Source organism: Actinomycetospora flava (assembly GCF_037400335.1).
In the GTDB taxonomy this organism is placed as follows: domain Bacteria; phylum Actinomycetota; class Actinomycetes; order Mycobacteriales; family Pseudonocardiaceae; genus Actinomycetospora; species Actinomycetospora flava.
The window spans coordinates 379133-391896 of record NZ_JBBEGM010000003.1; the positions used below are offsets into that span (position 1 = coordinate 379133).

13 protein-coding genes are annotated in these 12764 nt (G+C 74.6%); 11 read left to right on the top strand and 2 right to left on the bottom strand.

Features of this window, described 5'->3' with window-relative positions; genetic code table 11:
* Positions 1-35 precede the first annotated feature (35 nt).
* On the bottom strand, positions 36-845 hold the full coding sequence (locus WCD58_RS11380) for a crotonase/enoyl-CoA hydratase family protein (RefSeq protein WP_337702749.1): 810 nt from the start codon (positions 843-845) through the stop codon (positions 36-38).
* A 228-nt stretch (positions 846-1073) separates the two neighbouring features.
* Between WCD58_RS11380 and WCD58_RS11385 the strand changes: the two genes are divergently transcribed.
* The 5 genes from WCD58_RS11385 to WCD58_RS11405 are packed head-to-tail and all read left to right on the top strand — an operon-like array spanning position 1074 to position 6418.
* Complete coding sequence (locus WCD58_RS11385; protein ID WP_337702751.1) at positions 1074-2327, top strand: acyl-CoA dehydrogenase family protein; 1254 nt, start codon at positions 1074-1076, stop codon at positions 2325-2327.
* On the top strand, positions 2324-3676 hold the full coding sequence (locus WCD58_RS11390) for a phosphotransferase family protein (RefSeq protein WP_337702754.1): 1353 nt from the start codon (positions 2324-2326) through the stop codon (positions 3674-3676). Before WCD58_RS11385 ends, WCD58_RS11390 begins: the two co-directional genes overlap by 4 nt.
* A gap of 5 nt (positions 3677-3681) precedes the next feature.
* Positions 3682-4602 (top strand): SMP-30/gluconolactonase/LRE family protein, encoded by a 921-nt coding sequence (locus WCD58_RS11395; RefSeq protein WP_337702900.1) that lies wholly within the window; start codon positions 3682-3684, stop codon positions 4600-4602.
* A gap of 11 nt (positions 4603-4613) precedes the next feature.
* On the top strand, positions 4614-5900 hold the full coding sequence (locus WCD58_RS11400) for an acyl-CoA dehydrogenase family protein (protein WP_337702756.1): 1287 nt from the start codon (positions 4614-4616) through the stop codon (positions 5898-5900).
* 35 nt (positions 5901-5935) lie between these two features.
* A complete protein-coding gene (locus tag WCD58_RS11405) occupies positions 5936-6418 on the top strand; it encodes a peroxiredoxin (RefSeq protein ID WP_337702758.1) in 483 nt (160 codons plus the stop codon).
* Here the strand turns inward: WCD58_RS11405 and WCD58_RS11410 are convergent.
* Positions 6415-7032 (bottom strand): TetR/AcrR family transcriptional regulator, encoded by a 618-nt coding sequence (locus WCD58_RS11410; protein ID WP_337702760.1) that lies wholly within the window; start codon positions 7030-7032, stop codon positions 6415-6417. The two genes, WCD58_RS11405 and WCD58_RS11410, sit on opposite strands and share 4 nt — an antisense overlap.
* Positions 7033-7111: 79 nt before the next feature.
* Here WCD58_RS11410 and WCD58_RS11415 point away from each other — a divergent pair, with 79 nt between their 5' ends.
* The 6 genes from WCD58_RS11415 (at position 7112) to WCD58_RS11440 (ending at position 12708) form a co-directional block, all read left to right on the top strand.
* Positions 7112-7906 (top strand): enoyl-CoA hydratase/isomerase family protein, encoded by a 795-nt coding sequence (locus tag WCD58_RS11415; RefSeq protein WP_337702762.1) that lies wholly within the window; start codon positions 7112-7114, stop codon positions 7904-7906.
* A complete protein-coding gene (locus WCD58_RS11420) occupies positions 7903-8667 on the top strand; it encodes an SDR family NAD(P)-dependent oxidoreductase (protein WP_337702765.1) in 765 nt (254 codons plus the stop codon). The genes WCD58_RS11415 and WCD58_RS11420 overlap by 4 nt, the downstream gene beginning before the upstream one ends.
* A gap of 19 nt (positions 8668-8686) precedes the next feature.
* Positions 8687-8884: a hypothetical protein gene (locus tag WCD58_RS11425; RefSeq protein ID WP_337702767.1), complete on the top strand. Its 198-nt coding sequence runs from the start codon at positions 8687-8689 to the stop codon at positions 8882-8884.
* A gap of 103 nt (positions 8885-8987) precedes the next feature.
* Entirely contained in the window at positions 8988-10715 is a 1728-nt protein-coding gene (locus WCD58_RS11430) for a histidine kinase (protein ID WP_337702769.1), read from the top strand.
* A complete protein-coding gene (locus WCD58_RS11435) occupies positions 10703-11350 on the top strand; it encodes a response regulator (RefSeq protein WP_337702771.1) in 648 nt (215 codons plus the stop codon). Before WCD58_RS11430 ends, WCD58_RS11435 begins: the two co-directional genes overlap by 13 nt.
* A gap of 95 nt (positions 11351-11445) precedes the next feature.
* Positions 11446-12708: a M23 family metallopeptidase gene (locus WCD58_RS11440; protein WP_337702773.1), complete on the top strand. Its 1263-nt coding sequence runs from the start codon at positions 11446-11448 to the stop codon at positions 12706-12708.
* The last annotated feature ends 56 nt before the right edge of the window (positions 12709-12764 follow it).

Sequence of the window (12764 nt, forward strand, 5' to 3'; positions counted from 1 at the left end):
GAAGATCGGGCCCATGGCGCCGACGTCCGCTCACATCAGGCCTCGTCGAAGGCCGGGGCGCGCTTCTCGAACCCGGCGGTGACGGCCTCGACCTGGTTGGGGCTCCCGATCAGCGCGCCGATCTCGGTCTGCTCAGCCGCGAAGCCGGTGGCGAGGTCGACCCGCCCCGCGCTGTCGAGCAGGCGCTTGGCGGCCCGGACGGCGTGCGGGCTGCGGCCGGCGATCTCGCGGGCGAGGGCGAGCGCGGCCTCGCGGGGCTCGGGGTCGGTGCGCGTGCAGAGGCCGAGCGCGGCGGCCTCGGTGCCGCTGACGACCCGCGCGGTCAGCGTGAGCTCCTTGGCGACGTCCCGCCCGACGAGCTCGGGGAGCACCTGCGTCCCGGTCATGTCCGGGATCAGGCCCCACTTGACCTCCATGACCGAGAGCTTCGCGTCCGGGGCGACGATGCGGATGTCGGCGCCGAGCGCGATCTGCAGCCCGCCGCCCAGTGCGTTGCCCTGGATCGCGGCGATCACCGGCACCTCCAGCTCCGCCCACACCCACGCCGCCCGCTGCCCGGTCGCCCGCGCGGGCCCGTCGGACGGCGGGAGCTGCGCGGACGCCGAGAGCCGCTCCCCGTTCGCCATCGCGCGGAACGACCCGAAGTCCAGCCCGGCGCAGAAGTCGGGCCCGTCGCCGGAGAGCACGACGGCCCGCACGCCCGGGTCGGCGCGCAGCTGCTCGCCGGCGCCGACGATGCCCTCGAACATCGCCGGGTCCAGGGCGTTGCGCTTCTCCGGTCGCGACAACCGCACGTCGGCGACACCGTCGACGACCTCGACCCGGACGCGCTGCTCATCACTCATGGCACGGGGGTGTACCAGCGATACGGCATCGCTGGCATCTCACGCCGGGATCGCCACATCCTCGCTGCGCGACACGCCGACGAAGGGCGCCCCGGCGATCAGGAGCGTCTGGTCCACCGCAGGACGCGCGACGACGTCGATGACGCGCTCCTGACCACCGCGACGCCCTTCCGTCCTCGCTCCGCCCGCTGGCATGCTCGCTGAACGATCGTTCAGGAGGAGGTCGGCGTGGACTTCGCACTCCCGGCGGAGCTGACCCAGCGGCTCGCGGCGCTCGACGAGTTCATCGAGCAGGAGATCCGGCCGCTGGAGGAGCAGGACGACAACCGGCGCTTCTTCGACCACCGGCGCGAGTACGCCCGCACCGACTTCGAGAACGGCGGCGTCCCCCGCGCGGACTGGGAGGAGCTGCTCGGCGAGATGTTCCGCCGGGCCGACGCCGCGGGCTGGCTGCGCTACGGGCTGCCGAAGGAGGCCGGCGGGTCCGACGGCACCGACCTCGACATGGCGGTGATCCGCGAGCACCTCGCGCACCGCGGGCTCGGGCTGCACAACGACCTGCAGAACGAGTCGTCGGTGGTCGGGAACTTCCCGTTCGCGCACATGCTGCTGGCGTTCGGCACCGACGCCCAGCGCGAGGAGTTCCTCGAGCCGATGCTGACGCGCACCGCGCGCCTCGGCTTCGGGCTCACCGAGCCCGACCACGGCAGCGACGCCACGTGGATGGAGACGCGCGCGGTCCGCGACGGCGGCGACTGGGTGATCAACGGCGCGAAGCGCTGGAACTCCAACATGCACTCGGCGACCCACGACGTCGTGTTCGCGCGGACCTCCGGCGACGACGGCGCCGCGCGCGGCATCACCGCGTTCTTCGTCCCCGTGGACACGCCCGGCTTCTCGGTCGACTTCCACTGGTGGACGCTGAACATGCCCACCGACCACGCCGAGGTGAGCCTGCGCGACGTCCGGGTCCCCGACGAGGCGATCTTCGGTTCCGAAGGTGAAGGGTTGAGCGTCGCCCAGACCTTTGTGCACGAGAACCGCATCCGCCAGGCCGCCTCGGGCGTCGGCGCCGGCCAGTACTGCATCGACCGCAGCGTCGACTACGCCCGCGAGCGGCACACGTTCGGCGCGCCGCTCGCGACGCGGCAGGCGATCCAGTGGCCGCTGGTCGAGCTGCAGACCGAGGCCGAGATGCTGCGCGGCCTGGTCCGCAAGACGGCCTGGGAGCTCGACCGCCGCCCGCACATGGAGATCAGCGACCGCGTCTCGATGTGCAACTACCGCGCCAACCGCTTCGTCTGCGACGCCGCCGACCGGGCGATGCAGGTGCACGGCGGGCTGGGCTACTCGCGGCACACCCCGTTCGAGCACATCTACCGCCACCATCGCCGCTACCGGATCACCGAGGGCGCCGAGGAGATCCAGATGCGCAAGGTCGCGGGCTACCTGTTCGGCTTCGCCGGCCCGAACAAGCGGTGAGCGCCCCCGGGAACGTGGCGGACCTGGGCGCCCGGCTCGCATCGCGCCTCACCGACGTCTCCGGCACCCCCGTCACCGTCGAGGGCCTGCGCCGCCTCACGGCCGGCGCCAGCCGGGAGACGTGGTCGTTCACCGCCGGTGGGCGTGACCTCGTCCTGCGCCGCGACCCGCCCGGCGCCGACCGCCCGGACGGCATGGCCCTCGAGGCGGCGGCGATCGGCGCCGCGGCGGCCGCGGGCGTCGCGGTCCCGCCGCTCGTCGACAGCGGCACCGACGCCACGACCCTCGGCTCGCCCTACCTCGTCACCGGGCACGTCGCCGGCGAGACGCTGGGTCCGCGCATCCTGCGCGACGAGCGCTACGCGACCGCCCGCGCCGGGCTGACCGCCGAGCTCGGGCGCACGCTCGCCCGTATTCACACGATCCCGCCCGACGCGGTGCCGGGCCTCGCGCAGGCCGACCCGGTCGACGCGCTCCGCACCATCTGCGACGCCATCGACGAGCCGCTGCCGACCGTGGAGATCACCCTGCGGTGGCTCGACCGGCACCGCCCCGAGCCGGTCGCCGACACCGTCGTCCACGGCGACTTCCGCCTCGGCAACCTCATCGTCGACGAGACCGGGCTCGCCGCCGTGCTCGACTGGGAGCTCGTCCACCGCGGCGACCCGCGCGAGGACCTCGGCTGGCTCTGCGTGAAGTGCTGGCGCTTCGGCGCCGCCGCGCCCGTCGCCGGCCTCGGCACCGTCGACGAGCTGCTCGACGGGTACGCGGAGGTCGCCGGCGAGCGACCGGACGAGCAGGCCGTGCGCTGGTGGCAGATCCACCGCACCGCCTGGTGGGCGCTGCACTGTCGGGAGATGGCCGAGCGGCACCTGTCGGGCGCGGTGCCGTCGGTCGAGCTCGCGGCGATCGGGCGCCGGGTCGCCGAGCAGGAGCACGACCTACTGCTGTTGCTGGGGCTCCCCGCCGGCGACGCGCACCGCGAGGTCGCTCCACCCCGCTCGGACCTCCACGGCCGTCCCTCCTCGGCCGACCTCGTCGACGCCGTCGCGGCGTTCCTGCGCGAGGACGTCCGGGCGGTCGCCGACGAGCGTGTCGGCTACCTCGCGCGGGTGGCCGCCAACGTTCTCGACGGCGTCGGCCGCGACCTCGCGCTGGGCCCGGACCAGGAGCGTCGCCACCGCGAGCGCCTGGCCGCCCTCGGCCTGCACGACCAGGCCGGGCTCGCCGCCGCGATCCGCGCCGGGACGGTCGACGACACCGACCCCGCCCTGCTCGCCGCCGTGCGCGAGGCGGTCACCGACAAGCTGGCCGTCGCCAACCCCCGCTACCTGGAGCAGCCCGGATGAGCACGATGCGGACGGTGACGACGGACCTGGCGTTCCCCGAGGGCCCGATCGCCCTGGGCGGGGGCGACGTCCTCGTCGTGGAGATCCGCCGGGGCACGCTGACGCGCGTGGCACCCGACGGCACCACGACCGTCGTCGCCGAGCTCGGCGGCGGCCCCAACGGCGCGGCGATCGGCCCGGACGGCGCGGTCTACGTGTGCAACAACGGCGGCTTCACCTGGCACGACCGCGACGGCATCACCGCACCCGGCCACCAGCCCGACGACTACACCGGCGGGAGCATCCAGCGGGTCGCGCTCGACACGGGCGAGGTCACCGACCTCTACACCGCCTGCGACGGCCGGGCGCTGCGCGGACCCAACGACATCGTCTTCGACATCGACGGCGGCTTCTGGTTCACCGACATCGGCAAGAGCCGCGAGCGCGAGCGGGACACGGGCGCGCTGTACTACGCCCGTCCGAACGGGTCGTCGATCACCGAGGTCGTGCACCCGCTCACCCAGCCCAACGGGGTCGGCCTGTCACCCGACGGAGCCCGCCTCTACGTCGCGGAGACCGTCACCGGCCGGGTGTGGGCGTGGGACGTCGCCGGACCGGGACGCCTCGCGCGCGCCGCCGAGCCGGTGGGACCGCGCGGCGCCGCGCTCCTGCACGGCCTCGGCGGCTACCAGATGCTCGACTCGCTCGGCGTCGACGGCGAGGGCAACGTGTGCGTCGCGACGCTGATGACGGGCGCGATCAGCGTGATCGCGCCCGACGGGACGCTGCTGCGGCAGGTCCCGGTCCCCGAGCACGACCCGTACGTCACCAACATCTGCTTCGCGGGGAGCGGGCGCCGCACGGCCTGGGTCACCTCCTCCGGGCGCGGCATCCTCTACTCGCTCGACTGGGACGTTCCGGGGCTCGACCTGGCGTTCACGGCATAAGGAGAGAGCGCATGGCCTGGGATTTCTCGACCGAGCCGGAGTTCGAGGAGCAGCTCGCGTGGATGCGGACGTTCGTCCGCGACGAGATCGAGCCGCTCGAGACGCTCGACCTCGACGGGCCGACGCTGAAGCGGGCGACGGCGCCGCTGCAGGAGGAGGTCAAGGCGCGGGGGCTGTGGGCCGCGCACCTGTCCCCAGAGCTGGGCGGGGGCGGGTTCGGCCAGGTCAAGCTCGGGCTGATGCACGAGATCCTCGGGCGTTGCGTGTACGCGCCGGCGGTGTTCGGCAACAACGCCCCCGACTCCGGCAACGCCGAACTGCTGGCGCTGGGCGCGAACGACGACCAGAAGAAGCGCTGGATGGAGCCGCTGCTCGACGGGGAGCTGCGCAGCGCGTTCTCGATGACCGAGCCGAACGCCGGTGCCGACCCGACGCTGCTCACCACGCGCGCCGAGCGCGTCGGCGACGAGTACGTCGTCAACGGGCACAAGTGGTTCACGTCGAACGGGTCGGTCGCCGACTTCCTCATCCTCATGGCCGTCACCGACCCGGACGCGGCCCCGCGGCGGCGGGCGTCGATGTTCGTCGTCCCGGCCGACACCCCGGGCGTGGAGGTCCTGCGCGACATCCCGACGATGGAGCATCCCGAGGAGCAGGAGCCGCGGCCGGGCGGGCACGCCGAGGTGATCTACCGCGACGTGCGGGTGCCCGCCGAGAACCTCATCGGCGCCGAGGGCGACGGCTTCCTGCTGGCCCAGAAGCGGCTCGGGCCCGGGCGCATCCACCACTGCATGCGCTGGCTGGGGCAGTCGCAGCGCGCCTTCGACATGCTCTGCGAGCGCGCCGTCTCGCGGTACACCCACGGCTCGGTGCTCTCCGAGAAGCAGATGGTGCAGGACTGGATCGCGACCTCGACCGCCGAGATGACCGCCGCGCGGCTGATGACGCTGCAGGCCGCCTGGAAGATGGACCAGGGCGGCACCGAGGCGGCGCTCACCGACATCGCGATGATCAAGTTCTACGGGGCGACCGTGCTCTACAACGTGATCGACCGGGCGATCCAGGTGCACGGCTCGCTGGGCTTCACCACCGACCTGCCCCTCGAGGGCATGTACCGCCACGCCCGCGCCGCGCGCATCTACGACGGCCCCGACGAGGTCCACAAGGTCACCGTCGCCCGCCGCGTCCTGCGGGGCTACGAGCCCCGCGAGGTGCCCACCGAGCACGTGCCGACGCGGCGCGAGGAGGCGCGGCGGAAGTTCGCACACCTGCTGGACGCGGCCGCCGTGGGGGGCTAGAAGTTGTCTCCAACCGATCGAAGGAGAACCCGGCGATGATCGCTGTGGGAGAGAAGATCCCCGACGTGCCGTTGACGACGGTCGACGCCGCGGGCACCACCGAGTCCGTGCGCTCCGGCGAGCTCTTCGCGACGGGCCGCACGGTGCTCTTCGGGGTGCCCGCCGCCTTCAGCCCGACCTGCAGCGACGCGCACCTGCCGGGCTTCGTGGCCAAGGCCGGCGAGATCTCGGGCAAGGGCGTCGACCGGATCGTCTGCACCGCGGTCAACGACCCGTTCGTCATGGGCGCCTGGGCGAAGGACCAGCAGGTCCACGGCGTCGTCATGCTCGCCGACGGCGCGGCGCTGTTCGCGAAGGCGATGGGCCTGGAGCTGGACGCCACCGACTTCGGGCTCGGGATCCGGTCGCAGCGCTACGCGGCGGTCATCGAGGACGGCACGCTGAGCTGGATCGACGTCGAGGACGCGCCGCCGGACCACGAGAAGACCACCGCCGACGTGGTGCTCAGCAAGCTCTAGGAGCAGTCGACGATCCGCAGGGCGATCGCCGTGTACCGGTCCACCAGATCGGGCACGGCGAGCCCGCGGTCGTGCTCGTACCCCGGCTCGTACCCCGGCTCGTACCACTGGGCGATCGCGTTGCACGCCGCGACGACCGCGCGACGTGCGTCGCCGGGGTGCTCGCAGCGGAAGGCCCCGCGGGCGACGCCGTCCTCGACGAGGTCGGCCCACAGCCGGGACGCCGCGGCGCGCATCCCGTCGAGGCGCTCGCGGTTGCCGGGCTCGAGGTTGCGCCACTCCGCGGCGGCGATCGTGCTCTCCACCTGCCGGCTGATCCGGTACTCGACGGTCGCGCGCACGAGCGCCGCGAGGCGGTCCGCGGGGTCGTCGCCGGCGTCGCGCAGCGCCTCGTCGCAGCGCCGGAAGTACTCCTCGGTGCTCTCCTCGATGAGCGCCGCGAGCAGATCCTGCTTGCTCGAGTGCCAGTGGTAGAGCGCCGAGAGCGACAGCCCGGCGCGCGCGGCGATGTCGCGGATCGAGCTCCCGTGGTAGCCGCGCTCGGCGAAGCTCTCCCGAGCGGCGCGCGTGATGGCGTCCCGGCCGCTCCCGCGCGGCACCGCCGGGGTGCTCATCGCGACAGCGTAGTGGCCCGGTGAACGATCGATCGATAGGTTCCGGGCGTATCTGCTGTCCGGGGACGGAGCCGCATCCATGGACCCCACCGATCAGGCCGACGTCCTGCTCACCCGCCGCGACGCGGGCGTGCTGACCCTGACGCTGAACCGGCCGCAGCGCCGGAACGCGCTGGACATGGCCTCGTGGCACGCGCTGCACGACCAGCTGTCGGCGGCGCGCGACGACGACGCGGTGCGCGCGGTCGTGATCACCGGGGCGGGCGGGGCGTTCTGCGCGGGCGCCGACCTCTCCGGGCCCCGCGAGGGCCACCCGCTGGACCGGATGCGGTTCATCAACGACGTCGCCCTGCTGCTGCACGAGCTGCCGAAGCCGTCGATCGCCCAGGTCGACGGCGTCGCGGTGGGGGCCGGCTGGAACCTCGCGCTGGGCTGCGACCTCGTCGTCGCGACCCCGACGTCGCGCTTCTCGCAGATCTTCGCCAAGCGCGGGCTGTCGCTGGACTTCGGCGGGTCGTGGCTGCTGCCGCGCCTGGTGGGGATGCAGCAGGCCAAGCGGCTGGCGCTGCTCGCCGAGATGATCGACGCCGAGGAGGCGCACCGGCTGGGCCTCGTGACCTGGCTGGTCGCGCCCGAGGAGATCGACGGCTTCGTCGCCGACCTGACCGCGCGGCTCGTCGCGAACGCCCCCGTCGCGATCGCGCAGTCCAAGGCGCTGCTGCACGAGAACGCCGACCGGACCCTGCGCGACGCGCTCGCCACCGAGGCCCGCACGCAGGCCGTCAACTTCGCGACCGAGGACGCCCCCGAGGCGTTCGCCGCCTTCCGCGACAAGCGGGAGCCGACGTTCACCGGGCAGTGGGCGGTGACGTGAGCCTCTTCGACCTCTCGGGGCACGTCGCCCTGGTCACCGGCGGCAACTCGGGCATCGGGCTCGGCATGGCGCGGGGGCTCGCGCAGAGCGGGGCGTCGATCGCGGTGTGGGGCACCAACGCCGAGCGGAACGCGGCGGCGGTGTCCGAGCTCGAGGGGCTGGGCGCCGAGGCGCACGCCTGGCGCTGCGACGTCGGCGACGAGGACGCGGTCGCCGACGCCTTCGCCGGCGTGCTCGAGCACTTCGGCCGCGTCGACTCGTGCTTCGCGAACGCGGGCGTCCCCGGCTCCGGCGCGGCGTTCGTCGACACCTCGCTCGACGACTGGCGGCGGGTCACGCGCGTCAACCTCGACGGCGCGTTCCTCACGCTGCGGGCCGCCGCGCGGCACATGGTCGAGCGCGGGGGAGGCGGCGTGCTCGTCGGCACCTCGAGCGTGTCGACCGTGCACGGGGCGCCGCGCAACGAGGCGTACGCCGCGAGCAAGGCCGGGCTGACCGCGATCATCAAGGGCCTCGCGGTCGAGCTCGCCCGCCACGGCGTCACCGCGCACTCGATCGTCGCCGGCTGGACCGAGACGCCGATGGCATCGCCGACGCTGCACGACGAGCGCTTCGAGCAGGCGGTGATGAAGCGGATGCCGCAGCGGCGCTGGGGCGCGCCCGACGACTTCGCGCGCCTCGCGGTCTATCTGGCGAGCAACGCCGGCGGCTTCCACACCGGCGACGAGATCGTCGTCGACGGGGCTTACTCGATCTTCTGACGTGCGGCACCCTGGACCCGTGACGGCGGACGACGCACGGGCCCAGGGAGAGCAGGACGCCTCGGCGGCGGTGGCCGACCAGGAGCGCCGGCGCATCGCCGGCGCGGGGATGCTCACCGTGCACCCGGTCGAGGCGTGGGTGCCGCGCGCCCACCGCCGTGCCTACCTCGACGGCGCCGCGAGCGTCCTGGGCTACCGCCCGCTCGTCCTCGGCTGACCCCAGGTGCGCACTTTCCGGGCCCAGAGGCCCGGAAAGTGCCCACATGCGCGCGGGACCCTGGTCCCTCCCCGCGCGGACGATCACCTGCCAAGGTCTGATCATGCCGCTGGGACGCACCCCGCTGAGCCGCTCGCTCGCGGGCGCGCTCGTCGCGCTCGCGGCGGTCTTCGGCGTCCTGGGCCTGGTCACGGTGGCCCTCGTCCTGCCCACGCCCGGGCCGAGGGGGGCGTACGTCGGGCTCGTGGTGATCGCGTGGGCGTACGTCGCCGCCGGCGTGGTCGCCTGGTGGCAGCGGCCGAGCAACGCCATCGGCGCGCTGCTCGTGGCCGGCGGCGGGGCGTGGTCACTGGCCGCCCTCGCCAACACCCAGGTCCCCGAGCTGATCGCCGTCGGCGCCGTCGCCGCGACGACACCCGTCGCCGTCCTCGTGCAGCTACTCCTCGCGTTCCCGTCGGGGCGGCTGCGCGGGCCCGCGGCGCGCGTGGTGGTGGGCGCGGCGTGGGTGACGGTCCTGGTGCTCCAGGCGCCGGGGTACCTGTTCGTCCGCGAGCCGGCGCCCTACCACCTGCTGGAGATCGCCGACCGGCCCGACCTCGCCGCCCTCGGCGGCCTGGCCCAGCGCGTCGTCGGGGCGCTCGTGGTGGTCGCGACCGTGGTGCTCGTCGTCGGGCGGCTGCGCGCGACCGACCGGGAGCGCCGGCGCGTGCTGCTGCCGCTGGCGGTGTACGGGCTGCTCGCGGTGGTCATGGTGCCGCTGGGTGCCGCGGTCGCCGACCTCGTCGGCCTCGACCCGACCACGCTCGGGGTGGTGCAGATCGTCGCGCTCGCCGGCGTGCCCGTGGCGTTCGTGACAGGGCTGCTGCGCGGCGGGTTCGCACGCACCGGGGAGATCGAGGAGCTCGCGACCTGGCTGGGCGGGGCGGACGGGCGCCCCGGGCTCGCGCGGGCGTGCGCACGGGCCCTCGGCGACCCGACGGCCCAGGTCGTGTTCTGGCTGCCCGGCACCGAGCGCTACGTCGACGCCGAGGGCGAGCCCGCGCAGCTCCCCGCGGCCGGATCGGGGCGTGCGGCGGTCGAGGTGGAGCTCGGCGGCCGCCGGGTCGGGGCGATCGCCTACGACGCGACCTTCCTCGCCGACCCCGAGCCGGTCGCCGCGGCGGGCCGGGTGCTGGCGCTGGCCGTCGACCGCGAGCGGCTCGTCGCGGAGCTGCGCGCCAGCGACGTCGCGCTGCGCCGCTCGCGCCTGCGGCTCGTGGAGGCCGCGGACCGGGAGCGCCGGCGGATCGCCCGGGACCTGCACGACGGGCTGCAGGTCCGGCTCGTGCTGCTCGCCCTCGACGCGCAGCGCTTCGCCGACGACGTGGCGCCCGAGCTCCGCGACCGGGCCGTCGCCCTGCGCACCGGCATCGACGACGCGGCCACCGAGCTGCGCGGCCACGTGCACGCGGTGATGCCCGCGGCGCTGGTCGAGCGCGGGCTGGCCGCCGCGACCGAGGACCTCGTGGACCGCGTCCCGCTCCCGACGCGCCTCGACCTCGACCTCGAGGACGGCACGCTGCCGCCCGCGATCGAGAGCACCGCCTACTTCGTCGTGGCCGAGGGGCTGGCCAACGCGCTGCGCCACGCGCACGCCCGCAGCCTCGCCGTCCGGGTGGTCGCGACGCGCGGGACGGTGTCCGTCGAGGTCAGCGACGACGGGGCGGGCGGCGCCGTGAACGGGATGCGCGGGCTCGCCGACCGGGTCGGCGCGGTCGGGGGCTCGCTGGTCGTGGACAGCCCTGCGGGCGGGGGCACGAGGGTGAGCGTGGAGCTGCCGTGCGGATCGTGATCGGCGAGGACGAGGCGCTGCTGCGCCAGGGTCTGGTGCACGTGCTGGGCCACACCGGGCACACCGTGTGCGGCGCGGCCGCCGACGCGCCGGAGCTCGCCCGGCTGGTGGCCGAGCACGAGCCGGACCTGCTCGTCACCGACATCCGCATGCCGCCGGGCAACACCGACGACGGGCTGCGCGCCGCGCTGGCGCTGCACCGCGGTCCGGCCGCGACCCCGGTCGTCCTGCTGTCCCAGCACCTCCAGCGCCGCTACGCCCGCGAGCTGCTCGCCGAGCGGCCCACCGGGGTCGGCTACCTGCTCAAGCAGCGCATCGCCGACATCGCCACCTTCGTCGCCGACCTCGAGCGGGTCGCGGCCGGGGGCACGGTGCTCGACCCCGAGATCGTCGCCCTGATGGCCGCCCGCGCCCGGCTCGACGACGACGCGTTCGGCGGGCTCTCGCCGCGCCAGCAGGAGGTCCTGCGCCACATGGCCGAGGGCCGCAGCAACGCCGCGATCGGGCGGACGCTCGGCGTCACCGAGAAGGCCGTCATCGGGCAGATCTCCCGCATCTACGAGACGTTGGGGCTGCCGCCGACCGACGACGACCACCGCCGCGTGCTCGCCGTGGTCCGCTACCTGGCCGGGTGAGACGTTCTGTCCGGTTCGCGCAAGGGACCCAGGTCCCGCTCCGCGCGGGGGCTGGGTCCGTGTGATCACGGGCGCACCCGAGAAACGATCATCCGGTGTCAGCGCGCCGCCGGCCCCGACCGGTCACCGTCCCCGCCCGCCGGCCCGCGTCGGCGCCGGTCCTCGCCGCGCTCGTCGCGGTCCTCGCCGTGCTGTCGGCCTGCTCGGGGCCGCCGCCGGCCGGGCCGCCACCCTCCCCGGCCGCGGCACCGGCGCCCTTCGCGGCCCCCGCGGAGCCGGTGCTCACACCCGTGGTCGCCGACGTGCCGTACCCGCCCGTCCCGGTGCTGGGCGAGGACGAGCGCACGCACCTGGTCTACGAGCTGGAACTGACCAACTTCACGCCCGGGCCGGTGACCGTCGAGCAGGTCGAGGCGCTCGGTCCCGCCGGGGAGGTGCTCGGCACGCTCGGAGCCGCCGACGTCGCCTCCCGCCTCAAGCCGTCGGGCGGGGCGGCGTACGCGCCGAACCTCGCCGGCGGGCAGCACGGGATGCTGTTCGTGCACGTCGCGCTGCCGCCGGGCACCCCGGCGCCGCCGTCGCTTACCCACCGCCTCGTCGCGCGCGTCGGGGGCCAGGCCGTCACCGAGGAGAGCGTCGCCCCGACCACCGTCGACGCCCGCCGGCTCCCGGTCCTCGCCCCGCCGCTGGCCGGCGAGGGCTACCTCGCCGCCGACGGCTGCTGCGACGCCGTGCGGCACACGCGGGCCGCGCTGCCGGTGAACGGCTCCCCGGTGCTGGCCCAGCGCTACGCGATCGACTACGAGCGGGTCGGCCCGGACGGGCGCATCTACGCCGGGCCCAAGGAGGACCTGCGCAGCTACCGCATCTACGGCAACGAGGTGTTCGCCGTCGCGGAGGGCACGGTCGTCACGGCGCTGGACGGGCAGCCCGAGCAGGTCCCCGGGACCTATCCCGAGGACATCCCGATCACGCTCGCGGACGGCAACTACGTGCTGCTCGACGTCGGCAACGACTTCTTCGTGACGTTCGCGCACCTGCAGACGGGATCGGTGCGGGTCCGCCCTGGCGACCGCGTGCGGGCCGGCGACGTCCTCGGCCTCGTCGGCAACACCGGCAACTCGGTCGCGCCGCACCTGCACCTGCACGTCACCGACGGTCCGTCGTCGATCGCCTCGCAGGGCCTGCCGTACCTCGTGGACGAGTTCACGCTCACCGGGCGGGTGGCCAGCACGGCGTCGTTCGACCGCGCCGAGGCCGACGGCGTCCCCGTCGAGCTCACGCCCGGCATCGCCCCGACCCCGTTCCGCGACCGGATGGTGCTCGACCAGGCGATCGTCACCTACCGGCGGCCCTGACCTGCTCCGCCGGCCGACGCAACCTGGGTGCAACCTCTGCCGCTGATCTCGGTGAT

Excerpts from the sequence above, each read along its gene's own strand:
- WCD58_RS11380 (WP_337702749.1), bottom strand. The coding sequence starts at position 845 with ATGAGTGATGAGCAGCGCGTCCGGGTCGAGGTCGTCGACGGTGTCGCC.
- WCD58_RS11395 (WP_337702900.1), top strand. The coding sequence starts at position 3,682 with ATGCGGACGGTGACGACGGACCTGGCGTTCCCCGAGGGCCCGATCGCC.
- WCD58_RS11400 (WP_337702756.1), top strand. The coding sequence starts at position 4,614 with ATGGCCTGGGATTTCTCGACCGAGCCGGAGTTCGAGGAGCAGCTCGCG.
- WCD58_RS11405 (WP_337702758.1), top strand. The coding sequence starts at position 5,936 with ATGATCGCTGTGGGAGAGAAGATCCCCGACGTGCCGTTGACGACGGTC.
- WCD58_RS11410 (WP_337702760.1), bottom strand. The coding sequence starts at position 7,032 with ATGAGCACCCCGGCGGTGCCGCGCGGGAGCGGCCGGGACGCCATCACG.
- WCD58_RS11415 (WP_337702762.1), top strand. The coding sequence starts at position 7,112 with ATGGACCCCACCGATCAGGCCGACGTCCTGCTCACCCGCCGCGACGCG.
- WCD58_RS11430 (WP_337702769.1), top strand. The coding sequence starts at position 8,988 with ATGCCGCTGGGACGCACCCCGCTGAGCCGCTCGCTCGCGGGCGCGCTC.